Raw genomic sequence first — 19,720 nt, 5'->3', positions numbered from 1 at the left:
TCTGCCACTCCTTCAGAACCGCGGGATGTCGAGTTGCGCGAGCGCGCGGGTCAACGACCGCGGGTCCTGTGTCGGCGTCTGGTGCTGCCGCAACCTGTCGAGAACCTGCGCGCGCCGCTCGGCCCGGCGGACGACGCGGCGCTCGACCCACGCGGTGAGCGTGTCGGCCAACCGAAGCAGGCGAACCTCGGTGTGGGTCGGAGCGATCAGCTGAAGCGTGGCGCTGGTCATGATTCCTCCTCCATGTCGGCGGCGGGTGCGGATGTCGGGGTCGACGGGGTCCCCAGGTCGAAGAGCTCGGTCCGCAGTGACACCCGGCGGACGTCCGGGCCGGTCTGACCCCGGTAGCGCTCGATCGAGCGCTCGACGATCGCCTCGAGCTCATCGCGCAGCGATGATGCCTGCTCCGGCGTGAGGTCGAGGTGTGTGGTCATGATGATGCCGGCGTCGCGCCACGTCTCGGGCACGTCCGCCTGAGAGCGGTTGACGTACGCCATCAACGTCTCGTGACGCAGCCGGAAGAACTCCGAGTTGACGATCTGGGCGGCGGCGCGGTGGGCGGGCGAGGTCATGTCGTCGGGTGCAGGCACGTCGATCCGCCCCTTCGGCCGCTCCCACCACCGCTCGCGGGCGGTGCCTCGACCCTCGACCTCCTCGATGAGATCATGCGCGGCGAGAGCGCGAAGGTGGTAGCTGGTCGATCCGGAAGTCTCGCCCACGAGTGCCGCCAGCGAGCTGGCGGTCTGCGGGCCATGCGCGGCGAGCAGGTCGAAGATCTTCACCCGCAGCGGGTGCGCCAGCGCCTTCAGCGCCCCGGCGTCGAGCGTCCGTACCTGCGTCTCGTTCGTCATGTATGCAAAGATACCCTTGCAAAGAGTTCTTTGCAAGCTTTTCTTTGCAAAGAACTCTTTGCGACCGCTTCGGGCGATGACGCGCCTGAGCGACGGAGGTTCCTGAGCACGGACCTTCTCGTGGATAGGCTCGGAGGATGACCGACGCCACGAATCCGCTGCTGCAGCCGTCGACCCTCCCCTTCGGACTCCCCGACTACTCCGCGATCCGACCCGAGCACTATCTCCCGGCGTTCCAGGCCGGATTCGAGGAGCAGCTCCGCGAGGTCGCCCGGATCACGATGGTGCGATCGATGCCGACCTTCGAGAACACGATCGAGGCGCTCGAACGCTCGGGCGAACTGCTCGACCGCGTCGCCCACGCCTTCTACACGGTCAGTTCCGCAGATGCGACACCCGAGATCCAGGAGATCGACGAGCAGCTCGCACCCCTCATGGCCGCCCACCAGGACGCGATCACCCTGGACGCCCAGCTGTATTGGCGAGTCCAGCAGGTGTTCGAGCAGCGGGACGCTCTCGGCCTCGATGCCGAGCAGCACTATCTCGTGGAACGCCACCACCGCGAGATGACGCACGCGGGTGCCGGTCTCGACGACAGCGCCAAGGAACGGCTGACCGCGCTGAATCAGAAGCTGTCGACGCTGACCAACACCTTCGAGCGCAACCTGCTGAACGACACCAACGACCTCGCGGTCGTCTTCAACTCCCCCGCCGAACTCGATGGGCTCAGTGCCGGCGAGCTGTCGGCCGCAGCACGTGCGGCGGCGGACCGGGGGCTCGAGGGCAAGCTCCTCATCACGCTGCCGCTGTTCACCGGGCACCCTGCCCTGGCCCAGCTGCGGGTCCGGGAGTCGCGACGGCGCATCATGGCCGCGTCCCTCGCGCGCGGATCCCGCGACAACGCGAATGACAACCGCCCTGTGCTGCTCGAGATCGTGCGGTTGCGGGCGGAGCGGGCCGCGCTTCTGGGATATGAGTCGCATGCCGCGTACGTCACCGCCGACGAGACGGCCGGGACCCCGGATGCCGTCGAGCGGATGCTGCGCCGGCTCGCCACGCCCTCCGCACGTAACGCAAGCGCGGAGCACGCCGCACTGCAGGCGATCGTCGATGAGACCGAAGCGACGCCGTTCTCGGTGGAGGCCCATGACTGGGCGTATTACACCGAACGGGTGCGCACGGCCCGGTACGACATCGACACCAGCGCGCTGCGCCCGTGGTTCGAGGCGGAGCGCGTCCTGCAGGACGGTGTCTTCTTCGCCGCGACGCGGCTGTACGGGGTGACGTTCTCCGAACGTCACGACCTCGCGGCCTACCACCCCGGCGCTCGGGTGTTCGAGGTGCGCAACGACGACGGCACCCCCGTCGGCCTGTACGTCCTCGACCTCTACACGCGCGATTCGAAGCGCGGCGGGGCCTGGATGAACGCGATCGTGAGTCAGTCCCGACTGCGCGGCACCGCGCCCGTCGTCGTCAACAATCTCAACGTGCCACTCCCCGGCGAGGGCGAGCCCACGCTGCTGACCCTCGATGAGGTCACGACCCTGTTCCACGAGTTCGGTCACGCCCTCCACGGACTCTTCGCGACGGTGACCTACCCGCACTTCGCCGGCACCAATGTGTTCCGCGACTTCGTCGAGTTCCCGAGCCAGGTGAACGAGATGTGGATCCTGTGGCCCGAGGTCCTCGACAACTACGCCCGACACCACGAGACCGGCGAACCGCTCGACCCCGCGATCATCGAGCGTCTTCGCGCGACCGAGACCTTCGATCAGGGCCACGCGACGAGCGAGTATCTGGCCGCCGCCTGGCTGGACCAGGCCTGGCACCGTCTGGGCGTCGACGCGGAGATCGACGACGTCGCCGCGTTCGAGGCCGCCGCCCTCGCCGACATCGGCCTCGACAACCCGGCTGTCCCCACCCGCTACTCGTCCACGTACTTCGCGCACGTCTTCTCCGGCGGGTACAGCGCGGGCTACTACTCCTACATCTGGAGCGAGGTGCTCGACGCCGACACCGTCGACTGGTTCCGGGAGAACGGCGGGCTCACCCGCGCCAACGGCGATCGGTTCCGCACACGTCTGCTCGGGGTCGGCGGCTCGAAGGACCCCCTGGAGGCGTACCGCGACTTCCGCGGTCGGGATGCCGAGATCGAGCCGCTGCTGAAGCGTCGAGGCCTCGGCGGCTGAGGCACACGGGTGACGGATCCGCTGCGCATCATCGGTGAGGCCTTCGACGCCCGAGCACCGCACTACGACGAGAGCGCGATGCACCGTGGGGTCGCCGCGGCAGTCGCCGACTTCGTCGCGCTGGATGACGTGAGCCGTGTCGTCGACGTCGCCACGGGCACCGGGCTCGTCCTTCGGGCGTTGTCCCGACGAGCCCCCGATCTGGACCTGGTCGGCGTGGATATCTCTCCGGGGATGCTCGACGTCGCCCGCGAGGCGCTACCCGCCGCAGAGTGGATCGAGGCGGATGCCGCAGACCTCCCTCTCGCCGACTCCTCCGCCGACGTGGTCACGTGCGTGACGGCCCTGCACATCATCCCTGCCGTAGCACAGGCGGCCGCGGAATGGAGGCGGGTGCTGCGTCCGCACGGACGCCTCGTCACCGCGACCTTCGCGGGTCCCGCTCCCGGAACCCCTGTCGCACCGCACGGAGCCTCCGCCGCGCCGTACCTGCGTGATCATGAGCCGTATGCCGACCCGGTCGCTCTGGCGGCGGCGTTCCGTCGGCTCGGCTTCCGATTGGCCCGACATACGGAGTGGAGTGACGGCATCGATACCGTGCTGATCGCCGAGTTCGAGACGGCTGACTCCGGCGACACCGTGGACCTGGTCTCACCGTCGTGAGACGCTGAGCGCATGAACGCTTTCCCCGACGCGCCGTTCGGCCCCGCTGACCGCCTCGACCTCGACGCTGTTCCACTCGCGGTGATCCGTCACAAGGCCATCCGCATCGCCGATCTTCCGGACGCGTTCGACGCCGGCTACTCGGCGATCGCGCTCACGTTCGCCGGCGACGTGCTGACCCCGACCGGGCCCGCCCTCGCGATCTACTACGGCGACCCGATGGACGTCTTCGACCTCGAGCTCGGCTTCCCCGTGCGGACGGCGCCGGAGACGCCGCTGCCGACGGCGAGCGGAAGCGTCATCGTCGCCTCGACTCTGCCCGCCGGTCCCGCCGTCGCGACCACCGTCTTCGGCTCGTACGACGGGCTCGGTGCCGGATGGGCAGCGCTCGTCGAACGCGCTGGCGCGGAGGGGGAACGCCCCGGTGGCATCTGGATCGAGGTCTACGTGTCCGACCCCGGCACGGCGCCGGCGGACCTGCGCACCGACCTGATCATGCCGCTGGGCTGATCGAGGTCAGGCGCTCTTGCGCTTGCGCTCCATCACGATGGTGGGCGGCGCGCCCTCGTCGACGGCCGCGCGGGTGACGATGACCTTGGCGACGTCTTCTGCCGAGGGAATCTCGAACATGATCGGGCCGAGGACATCTTCGAGGATGGCGCGGAGCCCTCGGGCACCGGTCTTGCGTTCGACGGCCAGGTCGGCGATCGAGCGCAGAGCCTCTTCTTCGAACTCGAGCTGGACGCCGTCGATCTCGAACATGCGCTGATACTGCTTCACCAGCGCGTTGCGCGGGCCGGTCAGGATGTCGATGAGCGCGGCCTGGTCGAGCGGCGAGACCGAGGTGACGACCGGGAGGCGGCCGATGAACTCGGGGATCAGGCCGAACTTGTGCAGGTCTTCGGGGAGCACCTCGCTGAACAGGTCGAGATCCTTGCCCTTGTCGTGCAGCGGAGCGCCGAAGCCGATCCCGTGCTTGCCGACCCGTGCGGACACGATGTCTTCGAGTCCGGCGAACGCTCCCGCGACGATGAACAGCACGTTCGACGTGTCGATCTGCAGGAACTCCTGGTGCGGGTGCTTGCGGCCGCCCTGCGGCGGAACCGACGCGACCGTGCCCTCGATGATCTTCAGCAGCGCTTGCTGCACACCCTCGCCTGACACGTCGCGGGTGATCGACGGGTTCTCGGCCTTGCGGGCGATCTTGTCGACCTCGTCGATGTAGATGATGCCCTGCTCGGCGCGCTTGACGTCGTAGTCGGCGGCCTGGATGAGCTTGAGCAGGATGTTCTCGACATCCTCACCGACGTAACCGGCCTCGGTGAGGGCGGTGGCGTCGGCCACGGCGAAGGGCACGTTGAGACGCTTGGCGAGTGTCTGCGCGAGGTAGGTCTTGCCGCAGCCGGTCGGGCCGATGAGCAGGATGTTGCTCTTCGCGATCTCGACCTCTTCGGCCCGCTGCTCGGCGGTCTGCAAGGTGCCGTGGGCACGGACGCGCTTGTAGTGGTTGTACACGGCGACGGCGAGAGCGCGCTTGGCGGGCTCCTGACCGACGACGTACTCCTCGAGGAAGGAGAAGATCTCGCGCGGCTTGGGCAGCTCGAACTCCGCGACACCGTCGCCGGAGGACTCGGCCATCCGCTCTTCGATGATCTCGTTGCAGAGCTCGACGCACTCGTCGCAGATGTACACGCCGGGTCCGGCGATCAGCTGCTGGACCTGCTTCTGACTCTTTCCGCAGAAAGAGCATTTGAACAGGTCAGCGCTTTCACCGATGCGGGCCATGCGCGTCCTCCTATGGGGGATCAGAGATCGTTCTTCGAGCCTAACCGCTGCATACGACACTGGGCCGCATTGGAACGTACTCGGCGTCGGGTCGCGACACGTGAGGGGTCAGGAACCGCCGCTTTCCCCGGTTCCGAGGCGACGATTCCCGACCCCTCACGAGATCGGCAGAGGGCTCAGACCATGCTCTTCGTGTGCCAGACCGTCTTCACCTCGGTGAAGGCGCCGATCCGCTCGGGCGAGGCGATGACCTCGCCGGGCGTGAGGACGCGCTTGAGAGTGTCTGCGGCCGCGATCTGCATGTCGACCCAGTCGAGGTCGCCGGCGCCGGCCAAGTCCAGGGCGTTCACGTCCTGGTGTGAGGCCAACCACGGGGCGATCTCCGCGGGCGAACCGGTGAGCACGTTGACGACACCGCCCGGCACATCGCTCGTGGCCAGGACCTCGGCGAGGCTGATGGCCGACAGCGGATGCCGCTCGCTGGCGACCACCACGACCGTGTTGCCCGCCACGAGGGCCGGCGCCACGACCGAGACCAAGCCCAGCAGCGCGGAATCCTGGGGCGCGACGATCGCCACGACGCCCGTCGGCTCCGGAACCGAGATGTTGAAGTACGGCCCCGAGACCGGGTTCGCGTTACCCGCCACCTGGGCGTACTTGTCGCACCACCCGGCGTACCAGACCCAGAGGTCGATGGCATCGTCCACCTGCGTGGCCGCGGCAGAGGACGAGAGCCCCTGCTGCGCGACGATCTCGTCGATGAACTGCGCACGCCGCCCCTCGAGCACCTCGGCCACACGGTAGAGCACCTGGCCGCGGTTGTAGGCCGTCGCTCCGGACCAGCCCTTGACCGCAGCACGCGCGGCCACCACGGCGTCGCGGGCGTCCTTGCGGGAGCCCTTCGCGGCGTTGGCGAGGAACGCGCCCTTGGGCGTGAGCACCTCGTACGTGCGGCCGGACTCGCTGCGCGGGAAAGCCCCGCCGATCGCCAGCTTGTACGTCTTCGGGACGGTCAGTCGCTTGCTCATGCTGCGGCTCCCTTGAGGTAGGCGGTGAGGCCCTGACGTCCGCCCTCGCGGCCGTACCCGGACTCCTTGTATCCACCGAACGGGCTCGACGGATCGAATCGGTTGAACGTGTTGGCCCAGATCACGCCGGCGCGGAGCCGGTCGGCCACCGCGAGGATGCGCGACCCCTTGTCGGACCAGATGCCCGCCGAGAGCCCGTAGGGCGTGTTGTTCGCCTTCGCGACGGCCTCGGCCGGCGTGCGGAAGGTGAGCACCGAGAGCACCGGGCCGAAGACCTCGTCGCGGGCGATGCGGTGAGACGCCTCGACACCGGTGAAGATCGTCGGAGCGAACCAGAAACCCTGCTCGGGGATCGCGCAGTCCGCCGTCCAGCGCTCCGCACCCTCGGCCTCGCCGATGTCGCTCAGCTCGCGGATCCGAGCCAGCTGCGCGGCGGAGTTGATCGCCCCGATGTCGGTGTTCTTGTCGAGCGGGTCGCCGAGGCGCAGCGTCGACAGGCGCGTCTTGAGCCGATCGACGACCTCGTCGTGGATCGACTCCTGAACCAGCAGGCGGCTCCCCGCGCAGCAGACGTGGCCCTGGTTGAAGAAGATGCCGTTGACGATGCCCTCGACGGCCTGGTCGATCGGAGCGTCATCGAACACGATGTTCGCCGCCTTGCCGCCGAGCTCGAGGGTCACCTTCTTCTTCGTTCCGGCCACCGCGCGTGCGATGTCGCGACCGACACCGGTCGAGCCCGTGAAAGCGACCTTGTCCACATCCGGGTGGCGTACGAGGGTCGACCCCGTGGCACCGGCTCCGGTGACGATGTTCACGACACCGGCCGGAAGATCCGCCTGCTGCAGGATCTCGGCGAAGATCAGCGCCGTGAGCGGCGTGGTCTCGGCCGGCTTGAGCACGACGGTGTTGCCGGCGGCGAGGGCGGGAGCGATCTTCCACGCGAGCATGAGCAGCGGGAAGTTCCACGGGATGATCTGCCCGGCGACGCCGAGAGCCTGGGGGTTCGCGCCGAGTCCGGCGTGATCGAGCTTGTCGGCCCAGCCCGCGTAGTAGAAGAACCAGGAGGCGACGAGCGGCACGTCGACGTCGCGGCTCTCCTTGATCGGCTTCCCGTTGTCGAGGCTCTCCGCGACGGCGAGCTCGCGGGCCCGCTCCTGCACGAGTCGCGCGATGCGGAACAGGTACTTGCCGCGGTCGCGACCGCTCATCCGCGACCAGGTCTTCTCGTAGGCGCGACGCGCCGCCTTGACCGCACGGTCCACGTCTTCGTCGCTCGCGGAGGAGATCTCGGCGATGTGCTTCTCGGTCGCCGGGGAGATCGTGTTGAACGATGCGCCCGAGCCGTCGACGAACTCGCCGTCGATGAACAGCCCGTAGCTGCTCTTGAGGTTCAGAACCGCGGTGGACTCCGGTGCCGGAGCGTATTCCAGAAATGACATGTTCGTCTTCCCGTCAGTCGATCGTGACGTAGTCGGGGCCCGAGTAGTGGCCGGAGCTGAGCTTCTGACGCTGCAGGAGCACATCGTTGAGAAGGCTGGAGGCGCCGAAACGGAACAGGTGCGGCTGGAGCCACTCCTCCCCCACGGTCTCGGCGACCGTGACGAGGTACTTCACCGCGTCCTTCGACGAGCGGATGCCGCCGGCGGGCTTCACGCCGATCTTCTCGCCCGTGCCGCGGTGCCAGTCGCGCACCGTCTCGAGCATCAGCAGAGTGGTCGGCAGGGTCGCGGCCGGCTGCACCTTTCCGGTCGAGGTCTTGATGAAGTCCCCTCCGGCCAGGATGCCGAGCCACGAGGCGCGCTTGATGTTGTCGTACGTGTTCAGCTCACCGGTCTCGAGGATCACCTTGAGGGAGGCGTACGAGCCGTCTTCGCGGCGGCAGGCTTCCTTCACCTGAGCGATCTGGTCGAACACGAGGCCGTAGCGACCGGAGAGGAACGCTCCTCGATCGATGACCATGTCGATCTCGTCTGCGCCGGCGGCGACCGCCTCGGCGGTGTCGGCGAGCTTGATCGCGAGCGACGCACGGCCGCTCGGGAACGCCGTGGCCACCGCGGCGACCGAGATCAGACCGTCATCGGGGTCGCCGTGCAGGCTGCCGAGGGCGGTGACCGCGTCGCCCACCATGTCGCCGTACACGCACACCGCTGCGACCCGAGGAGTCGACGCGTCGGCGGCATCCGGGGTCTTCGCCTTGGCGACGAGCGAGCGCACCTTGCCGGGGGTGTCCGCACCCTCGAGCGTCGTGAGGTCGATCAGCTTGATGATGGTGTCGAGCGCCCAGGCCTTCGAGGTGGTCTTGATGGAGCGGGTGCCGAGCCCGGCAGCGCGCTGCTCCAGTCCGACGGCGTCGACGCCGGGGAGCCCGTGCAGGAAGCGACGGAGGGTGGCGTCGTCCGGCTCACCGCCGAGGACATCCACCGCCGTCCTGCGGCTGATTTCTGTGGTCGTCACTGTTCCTCCAACAATGCTCGTGCTGTGGTCTCATCGGTCACCAGGACGCCGCACAGACCGCTGGTCACGACCGTGCGTGCGATGTCGTGCTTGGCGGGGCCGGCGGTGACGAAGATCGCGTGGGCGGCTCCGCGCAGCCGGTCGAGCGATACGCCGACCGTCCGGGCGTCGAGCTGCGAGTCGACGATGTTGCCCTCCGCGTCGACGTAGCGGCCGAGAACGTCGCCGACGGCTCCGCGGCGCGCGAGCTCCTCGACCTCCTCGACGGTGAGGTAGCCGTTCTCCACATGGGCGGACGAGGCGTCGCAGGGTCCCGCGGTGAACAGGAACGCCTGTGCCTCGGCTGCCTCTTCGAGAACCGCCGCGACCGTGCGGTCGGACTCGATGGCCTGCTTGGTCTCGACGCGCTCGAGGATCGCCGGGCTCGGCAGCAGCGACACTTGGCCTGAAGCACGCTGAGCGATCGTGACGGCCAGCCCGGCCGCACCACCCGAGCGGCGGTTCAGGCTGACGCCGCCGTTGAGCTGCACGACGGTGACGCCGTTGGCCCATCCGTCGGGGAGCGCCTCGGCGACGGCACGGAGCGTGCGGCCCCAGCTCACGCCGAGTGTCCGCGGGACCGGCCGCAGTGCGGTCAGGAAGTCGGCGGCAGCCTGCGCCACGCGTTCGAGCGTCCCGTCATCGCCTTCCGGCGCGGGTACGACGACGGCATCCGTGAGGCCGAACCGCTCCACCAGCATCCGCTCGAGACCGAGCCGGCGGGCGCGCGGGTGCACGATCTCGATGCGCACGATGCCGCGGTCCTTGGCCTGCACCAGGAGTCGGCCGACCTTCCAGCGGGAGATCTTGAGGAGTCCGCCGATCTCGTCCTGAGTCTTGTCCTCGTCGTAGTAGAGCTCGGCGACGCGAACCATGAGCAGATCGTCTTCCACGGCATCCTCCTTCCTCGTCCAGAGTATGCCGAAATCCGCGTTCGCGCATCCGAATGCTCATATGAGCATGGCCCGCGGAACAAGTGCACATCCGCCGGGGACGGAGAAGGGGCGTCCGTCATGATGACGGACGCCCCTTCTGGATCGAACGGTCTCAGACGCGCTTGCGCGTGGTGAGCACCTGGTCGACGATGCCGTACTCGAGCGCCTGCGCGGCGGAGAGGATGTTGTCGCGATCGATGTCGCGGTTCACCTGCTCCGGCGTGCGCTTGGTGTGCCCGGCCAGGGTCTCCTCGAGCCAGGTCCGCATGCGGAGGATCTCCGCGGCCTGGATCTCGATGTCGGAAGCCTGGCCGTGACCGGCCTCCCCCATCGCGGGCTGGTGGATGAGCACTCGGGCGTTCGGCAGCGCGAGGCGCTTGCCGGGTGCACCCGCCGCGAGCAGCACGGCCGCGGCGGATGCCGCCTGGCCGAGCACGACGGTCTGGATCTGCGGTGCGACGTACTGCATCGTGTCGTAGATCGCCGTCATCGCGGTGAACGAGCCACCGGGCGAGTTGATGTACATCGTGATGTCGCGCTCGGCATCCTGGCTCTCCAGGACGAGGAGCTGCGCCATGACGTCGTCAGCAGACGCGTCGTCGACCTGCACGCCGAGGAAGATCACGCGGTCCTCGAACAGCTTGTTGTACGGGTCCTGGCGCTTGAAACCGTAGGCCGTGCGCTCCTCGAACTGCGGGAGCACGTAGCGGCTGGAAGGAAGGTCACCGGCTGAGCGGAAGGTGGGTGTGTACATGAGCGTCCTTTCGCTTTCCGTTACTCGGTGTCCTGGTCGGTTCCGCCGCCGCCGATGACGTCGGAGGCCGATTCGCGGATGTGGTCGACGAAGCCGTACTCGAGCGCTTCCTCGGCGGTGAACCAGCGGTCGCGGTCACCGTCGGCGTTGATCTGCTCGACCGACTTGCCGGTCTGCGCCGCGGTGATCTCGGCGAGGCGGTTCTTCATCGACATGATGAGCTGCGCCTGGGTCTGGATGTCGCTCGACGTACCGCCGAAGCCACCGTGCGGCTGGTGCAGCAGCACTCGGGCGTTGGGCGTGATGTAGCGCTTGCCCTTGGTGCCCGCGGTCAGCAGCAGCTGGCCCATCGATGCGGCCATGCCGATGCCGACCGTGACGATGTCGTTCGGCACGAACTGCATCGTGTCGTAGATCGCCATACCCGCGGTGATCGAGCCACCAGGCGAGTTCACGTAGAGGTAGATGTCTCGCTCGGAGTCCTCTGCGGCGAGAAGAAGGATCTTCGCGCAGATCTCGTTCGCGTTCTCGTCTCGCACCTCCGAGCCGAGCCAGATGATGCGGTCCTTCAGCAACCTGTCGAAGACGCTCGTTGCGAGGAGGGGTTCTGCAGCCATGTCAGCTCCTGATTCCGTGTTTCAGTGATTCGAATCTACCGGCGACAACGCAGCACTCAGGCCGTGTTCGCCGTCGGCATATCAGGCGTCGGTGCCGGCGATCTCGTGGGCGTATGCCGTCATCGAGCGGTGGTACCGCGGGAGGTGCGGCACGAGCGCGAGCAGTGCCACCGAGAGCCCCTGCGCCGGTCGTCCGGCGCTCGCGAGGATGAGGGCATGGACCGTCGCGACGGCGTCGCGATAGGGCCCGTCCGCCGACAACTCCTCCTCGGCGCGGATCACGGCGAGAGCCTCGTCGTACTCCCCCAGGTTGCGCAGGGAGCTGGCCAGCTGGATCACGCACTGCGGGCGGTGCTCCTCGTCGAGCCCCAGCGCGAGCGCGCGGCGGTACAGCTCCACGGCCTCGGCCGGCTTCCCCGCCGAGTCCCGCGCACCGGCACGTTCGAACTCTGCGCGTGCATCGTCCGCCCCGCGCTCGGCGGCCAGGGCGTCGATCCGCGCGATCGTGTCGTCGCCGACCTCTTCGCCCGACGCATCCGTCCAGACCTCGTCGATGCGCTCATCCCATGTCTTCATCACTGCTCTCCCTTGGATGGAAAAGAGGGCGGATGCCGCAGCACCCGCCCTCTTCACTGGATCGTGTCCGATCACTCGGCCTTGTCGGCCGCCTTCTTGGCCGGAGCCTTCTTGGCGGCAGGCTTCTTGGCAGCCGGCTTCTTCTCGGCGGGCTCCTCCGCAGCGTCGGCGTCGGCCTTCTTGGCCGGAGCCTTCTTCGCGGGCGCCTTCTTGGCCGGAGCCTTCTTGGCCGGCTTCTCCTCGGCTTCTGCCTGACCCTCGGCAGCCTCATCGTCCGTGACGATGAAGTCGGAGAGGTCGACGGCCTTGCCGTTGCTGTCGACGACCTTGACCTTGCCGAGCGCGATGGCGAGGGCCTTGTTGCGGGCGACCTCACCGACGAGCGCGGGGAGCTGGTTCGAGGACTGCAGCGCCTCGACGAACTCCTGCGGGGCCATGCCGTACTGCGCGGCCGACTGGATCAGGTACTGGCTCAGCTCTTCCTGCGAGACCTGCACGTCGGCCTGCTCGGCGATCGTGTCGAGCAGCACCTGCGTGCGGAACTGCTTCTCGCTCGCCTCGGTGACCTCGGCGCGGTGCACGTCGTCCTCGAGGCGGCCTTCGCCCTCGAGGTGGTTGTGCACCTCGTCCTCGATGAGCTGCGGCGGAACCGGGATCTCGATCTTCTCGAGCAGCGCCTCGACGAGCTTGTCGCGGGCGGCGGAGCCCTGCGTGAAGACGCCCTGCTGCGCGACGCGCTCGGCCAGGCTCTCGCGGAGCTCTGCGATGGTGTCGAACTCGCTCGCGATCTGCGCGAAGTCGTCGTCGGCCTCGGGAAGCTCGCGCTCCTTGACGGCCTTGACGGTCACGGAGACCTCGGCCTCGGAACCGGCGTGGTCGCCGCCCACGAGGGCCGAGCGGAACGTGGTGTCCTCACCGGCGGTGAGCGACTCGATCGCGTCGTCGATTCCCTCGAGCAGCTCGCCGGAGCCGATCTCGTAGGAGACGCCCTCGGCACGGTCGATCTCGGCGCCGTCGATCGTGGCGACCAGGTCGAGCTCGACGAAGTCGCCCTTGGCAGCCGGACGGTCGACCGGGACGAGCGTGCCGAAACGGGCGCGCATGTTGTCGAGCTCGGCATCCAGTGCGGCCTCGTCGGCCTCGATGGCGTCGACCGTCACGGTGATGTCGTCGTAGGCGGGCAGGTCGATGTCGGGGCGCACGTCCACCTCGATGTCGACGAGCAGGTCGCCGGAGAAGTCCTTCTCGTTCGGCCACTGCGTGATGTCGGCGGCCGGACGGCCGACGACGCGCAGCTTGTGCTCGACCGTGGCGTCGCGGAAGAACTTGTCCAGGCCCTCGTTCACCGCGTGCTCGATGACCGCACCGCGGCCGATGCGCTGATCGATGATGGGCGCCGGGACCTTGCCCTTGCGGAAGCCGGGGATCTGCACGTCCTGAGCGATGTGCTCGTAGGCGTGAGCGATGCTGGGCTTGAGGTCGTCCGGGGTGACCGTGATGCTGAGCTTGACCCGGGTCGGGGTCAGCTTCTCGACGGTGCTGTTCGCCATGCTGGTGTGTTCTCCTTGTGATTTCCGCGCGGTATCGCGGCTGTAAGGTCCGTGGGGCCGTGTCGGGGCGACAGGAGTTGAACCTGCGACCTCCCGCTCCCAAAGCGGGCGCTCTACCAAGCTGAGCTACGCCCCGGGGAATCCGCACGCAGATTCAGCCCCACCGAGTCTAACGGACGGGAGCACTCCCGACTGTCCGGTATGATCGATGAGTCCGGAGATGAAAATCCGGCCCGTCCCCGAGATTCCGCGGGGTTCCGGGGCTGTAGCTTAGTGGTAAAGCCTTAGTCTTCCAAACTAATGATGCGGGTTCGATTCCCGTCAGCCCCTCCGGATAAGAAGGCCCTCATCGGAAACGATGGGGGCCTTCTCGCATGCTCAGGGGTCGGTCCCATACGCTGACAGCACCGACGCACGCAGTCTCCGACCGGAAGGCGACAACGAAATGGGCACGACGTGACCGCCCCGCTTCGGCCCGGCCCCGGGACGCACGCACTCCCCCCGACACGCGGCGCCCACGAGCTTCCGGCGCGCTTCTCTTCGAGTCCGAGCCCCGTCGCGGGCCCCCGGGCGCGCCGACGCCCGCGCCGAGGCCTCGTCGTCGGCGTCCTCGGGGGCGCGGCGGTGATCGCTGCGCTGGGCATCACGCAGCTGTCCGCGAATCTCGGTTACGACGACACCGCTGACCGACTCGACGACACCCTCCGCACCGCGACGGCGGTGAAGGCGGAAACCGATCACACCCGTGACGCGCTCACGCAGGCGACGGATGCCGGCCACGTCATCCTGGACGTGACCGATGCGCGGATCGCCGTGCCGGAGGATGCCGTATCGGCGCTGTCCACCGCCGTCGCCGAGGGCGAGGAGGCGGGAGCTGCCGCGGAGACGCTCGACGCCACCGCATTCCCGTCTCCGGGAGAGAAGCCGGTCTGGTTCTGGGAGCTGTTCGGAGAATCCGCGGAGCTGGCCGATGACGAGAACTCCCTCGAGGATCTGGTGCGGGACCTCCAAGCCGCGTCCGAGAATGCGGCCGTGGCCGGGGACGCCGTCCAGGAGAGTGGATTGGCCGTGCTGTCCGCAGCGGCTGAGGCGGCAGCGGGGTTCGAGGCGGCGCACCTCTCCGCGCGCAACGACGCCGTGATCGCGCTCCGAGACGCCGCGGCGGATGCACTGGCCGTGAAGCGCATCGACGCCAAGGCGGCGACCACGTATGTCGCGCTGCAGGACGCCGGCGCTCAGATCATCGCGACGGAGTCCGAGGAACTGGCCGAGAAGTCGGGGCCGCTGCAGGGCGCGCGCCTGGAGATCGAGGCGTTCGCCCGTTCCCTCGCACCGGGCGTGCTGCTCGAGTTCGACTGGTCCCCCGTGGTCAACGGCGCGGGCTACAACGGAAGCATGGGCGGGTACACCACCTGGTGGTGGGACGACCCCGGACGCGCGAACATCGAGCTCTCCGACTCGGTGGCCGAGCAGTGGCCGGCAGAGCGGAGCAAGGCGCTCGTCGCACACGAGGTGGGTCACGCGATCAGCGTGAAGTGCCAGGACATGTACGACTCCTCGACGCAGGACAGCATCGAGAAGTGGGCCACCGCGTGGGCCATCAGCATGGGCTACACCGACGATGCCAACGGCGTCTGGGCCTACGGATACCCGCCGCAGGAGTACATCGACGCCGCCGCGGGCTGCCGCTGAGCGCACAGCGCGACCGCGTGACAGAAGAGGCCGCCGTGATCACTCACGGCGGCCTCTTCGACGTCAGATCGAGGTCACTGCCCCCGACGCTCGCGCAGCTGCGTGAGCGCGTCGTCGAGAAGCTGGACGGCCTCCTCGTCGGTGCGACGCTCCTTCACATACGCGAGGTGCGTCTTGTACGGCTCCGCCTTCGCGAGAGCAGGAGGGTTCTCCTTGTCGCGCCCGGCCGGGAGACCCGACTGCGGGTGGTCGATCGTCTCGGGGATCTCCTCTTCCGGGAGCCCCGCGGCGAAGTAGCGCACGGTCTCGTTGCCGAGACCGTCCCAGTACGAGACCGCGATGCGATCGGCGTGATAACCGTGATCCTGTTCGCCCATCGGGCCGGAGCCCACGCGGGTGCCGCGGATAGCGTTTCCACCGGTAGCCATCAGATGACCTCGAATTTCGTGATGAGGCCCAGCGCGACGATGGCGACGAACCATGTCAGTGCCAGGACGACGGTGAAGCGGTTGAGGTTCCGCTCCGCGAGACCGGAGGAGCCGACCGCAGAGGTCATGCCGCCACCGAACATGTCGGACAGTCCACCGCCGCGACCTTTGTGCAGGAGGATGAGGAGGGTCAGCAGAACGCTGGTGATGCCCAGCACGACCTGCAGGACGAACTCGAGAATTGCCACGAGAAAGAGCCTTTCGCTGGGGCCGGAACGCCCCCGTAACGGTCAAGTATACGGTGCAGCGGGGCCGCAGCCCCGCTGCACTCACACGCCGACGTGCTTCTCGAAGCGGATGATCGCTGCGAACTCGTCCACGACGAGGCTCGCCCCGCCGACGAGTGCGCCGTCCACATCGGGCTCGCGCATGAAGCTGGCGATGTTCGCCGCCTTGACCGAGCCGCCGTACAGGATGCGGGTGCGGGCCGCAGCCTCGTCGCCGAGAACCTTCGCGATGACCGCGCGCAGAGCGGCGCAGACGTCCTGCGCCTGCTGCGGCGTCGCGGCCTGGCCGGAGCCGATCGCCCACACGGGCTCGTACGCCACGACGATGTCCGCCTTCGGCGACACGCCCTGGAGCGCGGCCTCGAGCTGCGACACCGGAACGGCGCTGGCACCGAACTTCTCCAGGTCGCCCGCGGTCTCGCCGACGCAGATCACCGGCACGAGGCCGTGCTTGAGCGACGCCTGCACCTTGGCCGCCACGACGTCGTCGCCCTCGGCGTGGTACTCACGACGCTCCGAGTGGCCGATGATGACGTACTTCGCATCGAGCTTCGCCAGGAAAGCCCCGGAGACCTCGCCGGTGTATGCACCGGAGTCGTGAGCCGAGACGTCCTGCGCACCGAGTGCGAACGGGATCTTGTCCGCGTCGATGAGCGTCTGGACGCTGCGGATGTCGGTGAAGGGCGGGAAGACCGCGACCTCGACGGATCCGTCCTCGTGCTTCGCATCCTTCAACGTCCAGTGCAGCTTCTGCACGAACGCGACCGCCTGAAGGTGGTCGAGATTCATCTTCCAGTTTCCCGCGATCAGCGGGGTACGGGAGTTCACGCCCATCCGAGGACCTCCAGCCCAGGTAGTTTCTTGCCCTCGAGGAACTCGAGGCTCGCGCCGCCGCCGGTCGAGATGTGACCGAACTGGTCGTCGGTGAATCCGAGCTGACGCACGGCAGCGGCGGAGTCGCCGCCACCGACGACGCTGAGGCCGTCGACCTCGGTGAGTGCCTGCGCGACGGTCTTGGTGCCGGCCGCGAACGCCGGGAACTCGAACACGCCCATCGGACCGTTCCAGAACACGGTCTTCGACTCGCGAATGACCTCGGCGAAGCGCGCTGCCGTCTCCGGACCGATGTCGAGTCCGATGCCGGAGGCACCGAACGGCGTCGACTCGATCGCGTCTGCCGCGGCGACTTCGTGCGCGGCGTCCGCACCGAAGGATGCGGCGACGACGACATCGGTGGGGAGCACGAGCTCCACGCCGCGTTCCGCCGCCTCCGCGATGTAGCCGCGGACCGTCTCGAGCTGATCCTCTTCCAGCAGGCTGGAGGCCACGGCGTGACCCTGCGCCTTCAGGAAGGTGAAGAGCATTCCACCGCCGACGAGAATCTTGTCGACGCGCGGCAGCAGGTGAGAGATGACTCCGAGCTTGTCGCTGACCTTCGAGCCGCCGAGCACGACCGCGTAGGGGCGCTCAGGCTTCTCGGTCAGACGGTCGAGCACGTCGAGCTCGGCCGCGATCAGCAGACCGGCCGCCGACGGGAGCAGCTCGGCGAGTTCGTAGACGCTCGCCTGCTTGCGGTGCACGACCCCGAAGCCGTCAGAGACGAGCACGTCGCCGAGTTCTGCGAGTTCCGCCGCGAAGGCGGCGCGCGTGGCGTCGTCCTTCGAGGTCTCCCCCGCGTTGAACCGCAGGTTCTCGATGACGACGACCCCGCCGTCCTCCAGCGAGGCGACGGCTTCCTTCGCCGACTCGCCGACCGTGTCGCGGGCGAACGCGACCGGAGAACCGAGCAGCTCCGACAGCCGCTGAGCCACCGGCTCCAGGCTGTACTGCGGGTCGGGCGCGCCATCCGGCCGCCCGAGGTGGGAGCACACGACAACGCGGGCGCCCGCGTTGATGAGTGCATTGAGGGTCGGCAACGAGGCGCGGACACGGCCATCGTCCGTGATGATCCCATCCCGCAAGGGGACGTTGAGATCACAACGGACGATGACGCGCTTGCCCTCGAGCGACCCCAGTGTGTCCAGGGTGCGCAGAGTCATGTGTCTGAGCTTAGAGGCGCTCGGCCACGTACTCGGTCAGGTCGACGAGACGGTTGGAGTAGCCCCACTCGTTGTCGTACCAGCTCGAGACCTTGATCAGGTTGCCGCTCACGTTGGTGAGCGTCGAGTCGAAGATCGACGAGTGCGGGTTGTGCACGATGTCGCTCGAGACGATCGGGTCTTCGTTGTACTGCAGGAAGCCGGCGAGACGACCCTCGGCAGCGGCCTTCTTGTACGCCTCGTTGACCTCGTCGACCGTGAGGTTCTCGCGGTCGGTGATCAGCGTGAGGTCGACGATCGAGCCGGTGGGAACCGGGACGCGGTACGACGAGCCGCTCAGCTTGCCCTGGAGCTCCGGGAGCACCTCGCCGATGGCCTTGGCTGCACCGGTCGAAGCAGGGGTGATGTTGATCGCGGCGGCGCGTGCACGACGGAGGTCGCTGTGCGGGCCGTCCTGCAGGTTCTGGTCGGCGGTGTACGCGTGAGCCGTCATCATGAAGCCGCGGTCGATACCGAACGCGTCGTTGAAGACCTGCGCCAGCGGCGCAAGGCAGTTGGTGGTGCAGGACGCGTTGGAGATGATGTGATCCGTCTCCGGGTTGTACGTGTCCTCGTTCACGCCCATGACGAACGTGCCGTCGACACCGGTGCCGGGAGCCGAGATGAGGACCTTCTTCGCGCCGGCCTCGATGTGCTTCTTGGCGAGCTCGGCCTTGGTGAAGAAGCCGGTCGACTCGATGACGATGTCGACGCCCAGCTCGCCCCACGGGAGACCTGCGGGGTCGCGCTCGGCGAAGGCCTTGATCTTCTTGCCGTTGACGGTGATGCTCTCATCGTCGTAGCTGATCTCGGCGTCGAGGACGCCGCCCACCGAGTCGTACTTCAGCAGGTGCGCCAGGGTCTTGTTGTCGGTGAGGTCGTTGACGGCGACGATCTCAAGGTCCGCTCCCTGCGCGAGAGCCGCGCGGAAGTAGTTGCGTCCGATGCGGCCGAAGCCGTTGATACCGATCTTGACAGACACTCAGGTCTCCCTGTTTCTCGTGCACTGCACACAGCTTTCCAGCATGAGTGAAGCGCGGGGTTTTTTGGCTGAGAGGGCGTCCCGACGAGCCGGGGCCCGTCGGGACGCGACCCGATTACGACAGTACCAGCAGGCCGTTCGTCTGCTTGCGGGCGACCTCGAGGCGCTGGGCGACGTTCTCCCAGTTGGCGATGTTCCACGCCGCCTTGACATAGTCGGCCTTGACGTTGAGGTAGTCGAGGTAGAACGCGTGCTCCCACATGTCGAGCTGGAAGAGCGGGATCGTGCCCTGCGCCGTGTTCGACTGCTGGTCGAACAGCTGCTGGATGATCAGGCGCGAGCCGATCGAGTCCCAGCTGAGCACGGCCCAGCCGGAGCCCTGGATGCCGGTCGCCGCTGCCGTGAAGTGCGCCTGGAACTTCTCGAACGAGCCGAAGTACTCGTCGATAGCCGCCTTCAGCTCGCCCTCGGGCTGGCCTCCGCCGTTCGGCGACAGGTTCGTCCAGAAGATCGAGTGGTTGACGTGACCGCCGAGGTTGAAGGCGAGGTCCTTCTCGAGCTTGTTGACGTTCGCGAGGTTGCCGCTCTCACGGGCCTCGGCGAGCTGGTCGAGCGCGGTGTTCGCACCGGCGACGTAGGTTGCGTGGTGCTTGTCATGGTGCAGTTCCATGATCTTGCCGCTGATGTGCGGCTCGAGGGCTGCGAAGTCGTAGGGAAGGTCGGGGAGCGTGTAGGTCGCCATATCGCTTTCATCCAATCCGCGCCGCGCCGCGGCGCTTGCCGATCCTCCGCGCCGCCGATGTGCGGCGTAG

The 19,720-nt window shown here is 67.8% G+C and carries 21 protein-coding genes and 2 tRNA genes; 5 read left to right on the top strand and 18 right to left on the bottom strand.

Annotation, left to right across the window (positions count from 1 at the left end):
- Positions 1 to 12 precede the first annotated feature (12 nt).
- Both AC6CHX_RS00855 and AC6CHX_RS00850 read right to left on the bottom strand, forming a co-directional pair.
- Positions 13 to 231 (bottom strand): hypothetical protein, encoded by a 219-nt coding sequence (locus tag AC6CHX_RS00855; protein WP_498271289.1) that lies wholly within the window; start codon positions 229 to 231, stop codon positions 13 to 15.
- Positions 228 to 851 (bottom strand): ArsR/SmtB family transcription factor, encoded by a 624-nt coding sequence (locus AC6CHX_RS00850; protein ID WP_498271288.1) that lies wholly within the window; start codon positions 849 to 851, stop codon positions 228 to 230. Before AC6CHX_RS00850 ends, AC6CHX_RS00855 begins: the two co-directional genes overlap by 4 nt.
- Positions 852 to 988: 137 nt before the next feature.
- Here AC6CHX_RS00850 and AC6CHX_RS00845 point away from each other — a divergent pair, with 137 nt between their 5' ends.
- From AC6CHX_RS00845 to AC6CHX_RS00835, 3 genes are read left to right on the top strand one after another with little or no spacing between them, the layout of a single operon-like run.
- Positions 989 to 3,040, top strand: a complete 2,052-nt coding sequence (locus tag AC6CHX_RS00845) for a M3 family metallopeptidase (RefSeq protein ID WP_498271287.1) — start codon at positions 989 to 991, stop codon at positions 3,038 to 3,040.
- A 9-nt stretch (positions 3,041 to 3,049) separates the two neighbouring features.
- Positions 3,050 to 3,703, top strand: coding sequence for a class I SAM-dependent methyltransferase (locus AC6CHX_RS00840; protein WP_498271286.1), 654 nt, complete (start codon positions 3,050 to 3,052; stop codon positions 3,701 to 3,703).
- 12 nt (positions 3,704 to 3,715) lie between these two features.
- A complete protein-coding gene (locus AC6CHX_RS00835) occupies positions 3,716 to 4,213 on the top strand; it encodes a GyrI-like domain-containing protein (RefSeq protein ID WP_498271285.1) in 498 nt (165 codons plus the stop codon).
- 6 nt (positions 4,214 to 4,219) lie between these two features.
- Here AC6CHX_RS00835 and clpX read toward each other — a convergent pair whose 3' ends face one another.
- The 10 genes from clpX to AC6CHX_RS00785 form a co-directional block, all read right to left on the bottom strand.
- Positions 4,220 to 5,488, bottom strand: a complete 1,269-nt coding sequence (clpX, locus tag AC6CHX_RS00830) for an ATP-dependent Clp protease ATP-binding subunit ClpX (RefSeq protein WP_136042123.1) — start codon at positions 5,486 to 5,488, stop codon at positions 4,220 to 4,222.
- Positions 5,489 to 5,664: 176 nt separating this feature from the next.
- On the bottom strand, positions 5,665 to 6,516 hold the full coding sequence (locus AC6CHX_RS00825; RefSeq protein WP_498271284.1) for an aldehyde dehydrogenase family protein: 852 nt from the start codon (positions 6,514 to 6,516) through the stop codon (positions 5,665 to 5,667).
- Positions 6,513 to 7,955 (bottom strand): aldehyde dehydrogenase family protein, encoded by a 1,443-nt coding sequence (locus AC6CHX_RS00820; protein ID WP_136042125.1) that lies wholly within the window; start codon positions 7,953 to 7,955, stop codon positions 6,513 to 6,515. Before AC6CHX_RS00820 ends, AC6CHX_RS00825 begins: the two co-directional genes overlap by 4 nt.
- 13 nt (positions 7,956 to 7,968) lie before the next feature.
- Positions 7,969 to 8,970 (bottom strand): deoxyribose-phosphate aldolase, encoded by a 1,002-nt coding sequence (gene deoC / locus AC6CHX_RS00815; RefSeq protein WP_498271283.1) that lies wholly within the window; start codon positions 8,968 to 8,970, stop codon positions 7,969 to 7,971.
- Positions 8,967 to 9,902: a sugar-binding transcriptional regulator gene (locus AC6CHX_RS00810; RefSeq protein ID WP_240745082.1), complete on the bottom strand. Its 936-nt coding sequence runs from the start codon at positions 9,900 to 9,902 to the stop codon at positions 8,967 to 8,969. The genes deoC and AC6CHX_RS00810 overlap by 4 nt, the downstream gene beginning before the upstream one ends.
- A 154-nt stretch (positions 9,903 to 10,056) precedes the next feature.
- Positions 10,057 to 10,698, bottom strand: a complete 642-nt coding sequence (locus AC6CHX_RS00805; protein ID WP_021201511.1) for an ATP-dependent Clp protease proteolytic subunit — start codon at positions 10,696 to 10,698, stop codon at positions 10,057 to 10,059.
- 20 nt (positions 10,699 to 10,718) lie between these two features.
- Positions 10,719 to 11,315, bottom strand: a complete 597-nt coding sequence (locus AC6CHX_RS00800; RefSeq protein WP_017830295.1) for an ATP-dependent Clp protease proteolytic subunit — start codon at positions 11,313 to 11,315, stop codon at positions 10,719 to 10,721.
- 81 nt (positions 11,316 to 11,396) lie between these two features.
- Positions 11,397 to 11,891, bottom strand: coding sequence for a tetratricopeptide repeat protein (locus tag AC6CHX_RS00795; RefSeq protein ID WP_498271282.1), 495 nt, complete (start codon positions 11,889 to 11,891; stop codon positions 11,397 to 11,399).
- Between the two features lie 71 nt (positions 11,892 to 11,962).
- Positions 11,963 to 13,441: a trigger factor gene (gene tig, locus AC6CHX_RS00790; protein WP_498271281.1), complete on the bottom strand. Its 1,479-nt coding sequence runs from the start codon at positions 13,439 to 13,441 to the stop codon at positions 11,963 to 11,965.
- 62 nt (positions 13,442 to 13,503) lie between these two features.
- Positions 13,504 to 13,577, bottom strand: a tRNA-Pro gene (locus tag AC6CHX_RS00785).
- A 123-nt stretch (positions 13,578 to 13,700) separates the two neighbouring features.
- Between AC6CHX_RS00785 and AC6CHX_RS00780 the strand changes: the two genes are divergently transcribed.
- A tRNA-Gly gene (locus tag AC6CHX_RS00780) sits at positions 13,701 to 13,771 on the top strand.
- A 294-nt stretch (positions 13,772 to 14,065) separates the two neighbouring features.
- Positions 14,066 to 15,133 carry a zinc metalloprotease gene (locus tag AC6CHX_RS00775; RefSeq protein WP_498271280.1) on the top strand — a complete coding sequence of 356 codons (1,068 nt, stop codon included), beginning with the start codon at positions 14,066 to 14,068 and terminating at the stop codon, positions 15,131 to 15,133.
- A 74-nt stretch (positions 15,134 to 15,207) separates the two neighbouring features.
- Here the strand turns inward: AC6CHX_RS00775 and AC6CHX_RS00770 are convergent, their stop codons facing one another.
- The 6 genes from AC6CHX_RS00770 to AC6CHX_RS00745 all read right to left on the bottom strand — a co-directional run bounded on the left by AC6CHX_RS00770 (position 15,208) and on the right by AC6CHX_RS00745 (position 19,650).
- Positions 15,208 to 15,561 (bottom strand): RNA polymerase-binding protein RbpA, encoded by a 354-nt coding sequence (locus tag AC6CHX_RS00770; RefSeq protein ID WP_017830291.1) that lies wholly within the window; start codon positions 15,559 to 15,561, stop codon positions 15,208 to 15,210.
- The gene (gene secG / locus AC6CHX_RS00765; protein ID WP_029261623.1) at positions 15,561 to 15,809 is read right to left on the bottom strand and encodes a preprotein translocase subunit SecG; all 249 of its coding nucleotides are present in this window, start codon (positions 15,807 to 15,809) and stop codon (positions 15,561 to 15,563) included. Before secG ends, AC6CHX_RS00770 begins: the two co-directional genes overlap by 1 nt.
- Before the next feature lie 81 nt (positions 15,810 to 15,890).
- Positions 15,891 to 16,682, bottom strand: coding sequence for a triose-phosphate isomerase (gene tpiA, locus AC6CHX_RS00760; protein WP_136042130.1), 792 nt, complete (start codon positions 16,680 to 16,682; stop codon positions 15,891 to 15,893).
- Positions 16,673 to 17,887 (bottom strand): phosphoglycerate kinase, encoded by a 1,215-nt coding sequence (locus AC6CHX_RS00755; RefSeq protein WP_498271279.1) that lies wholly within the window; start codon positions 17,885 to 17,887, stop codon positions 16,673 to 16,675. The genes tpiA and AC6CHX_RS00755 overlap by 10 nt, the downstream gene beginning before the upstream one ends.
- A gap of 10 nt (positions 17,888 to 17,897) precedes the next feature.
- Positions 17,898 to 18,908, bottom strand: a complete 1,011-nt coding sequence (gap, locus tag AC6CHX_RS00750; RefSeq protein WP_136042132.1) for a type I glyceraldehyde-3-phosphate dehydrogenase — start codon at positions 18,906 to 18,908, stop codon at positions 17,898 to 17,900.
- A 115-nt stretch (positions 18,909 to 19,023) separates the two neighbouring features.
- Positions 19,024 to 19,650: a superoxide dismutase gene (locus AC6CHX_RS00745; protein WP_029261619.1), complete on the bottom strand. Its 627-nt coding sequence runs from the start codon at positions 19,648 to 19,650 to the stop codon at positions 19,024 to 19,026.
- Positions 19,651 to 19,720: the final 70 nt, after the last annotated feature.

The sequence above is a fragment of the Microbacterium sp. GQ128 genome (assembly GCF_059758615.1).
The sequence above is the reverse complement of the archived record's forward strand: the minus strand, read 5'-3'. Positions and strand labels throughout refer to the sequence as shown.

Excerpts from the sequence above, each read along its gene's own strand:
- clpX (WP_136042123.1), bottom strand. The coding sequence starts at position 5,488 with ATGGCCCGCATCGGTGAAAGCGCTGACCTGTTCAAATGCTCTTTCTGC.
- AC6CHX_RS00820 (WP_136042125.1), bottom strand. The coding sequence starts at position 7,955 with ATGTCATTTCTGGAATACGCTCCGGCACCGGAGTCCACCGCGGTTCTG.
- AC6CHX_RS00835 (WP_498271285.1), top strand. The coding sequence starts at position 3,716 with ATGAACGCTTTCCCCGACGCGCCGTTCGGCCCCGCTGACCGCCTCGAC.
- AC6CHX_RS00755 (WP_498271279.1), bottom strand. The coding sequence starts at position 17,887 with ATGACTCTGCGCACCCTGGACACACTGGGGTCGCTCGAGGGCAAGCGC.
- AC6CHX_RS00805 (WP_021201511.1), bottom strand. The coding sequence starts at position 10,698 with ATGTACACACCCACCTTCCGCTCAGCCGGTGACCTTCCTTCCAGCCGC.
- AC6CHX_RS00855 (WP_498271289.1), bottom strand. The coding sequence starts at position 231 with ATGACCAGCGCCACGCTTCAGCTGATCGCTCCGACCCACACCGAGGTT.
- AC6CHX_RS00770 (WP_017830291.1), bottom strand. The coding sequence starts at position 15,561 with ATGGCTACCGGTGGAAACGCTATCCGCGGCACCCGCGTGGGCTCCGGC.
- AC6CHX_RS00800 (WP_017830295.1), bottom strand. The coding sequence starts at position 11,315 with ATGGCTGCAGAACCCCTCCTCGCAACGAGCGTCTTCGACAGGTTGCTG.
- AC6CHX_RS00745 (WP_029261619.1), bottom strand. The coding sequence starts at position 19,650 with ATGGCGACCTACACGCTCCCCGACCTTCCCTACGACTTCGCAGCCCTC.
- AC6CHX_RS00795 (WP_498271282.1), bottom strand. The coding sequence starts at position 11,891 with ATGAAGACATGGGATGAGCGCATCGACGAGGTCTGGACGGATGCGTCG.
- AC6CHX_RS00845 (WP_498271287.1), top strand. The coding sequence starts at position 989 with ATGACCGACGCCACGAATCCGCTGCTGCAGCCGTCGACCCTCCCCTTC.
- AC6CHX_RS00825 (WP_498271284.1), bottom strand. The coding sequence starts at position 6,516 with ATGAGCAAGCGACTGACCGTCCCGAAGACGTACAAGCTGGCGATCGGC.
- tig (WP_498271281.1), bottom strand. The coding sequence starts at position 13,441 with ATGGCGAACAGCACCGTCGAGAAGCTGACCCCGACCCGGGTCAAGCTC.
- tpiA (WP_136042130.1), bottom strand. The coding sequence starts at position 16,682 with ATGGGCGTGAACTCCCGTACCCCGCTGATCGCGGGAAACTGGAAGATG.
- AC6CHX_RS00850 (WP_498271288.1), bottom strand. The coding sequence starts at position 851 with ATGACGAACGAGACGCAGGTACGGACGCTCGACGCCGGGGCGCTGAAG.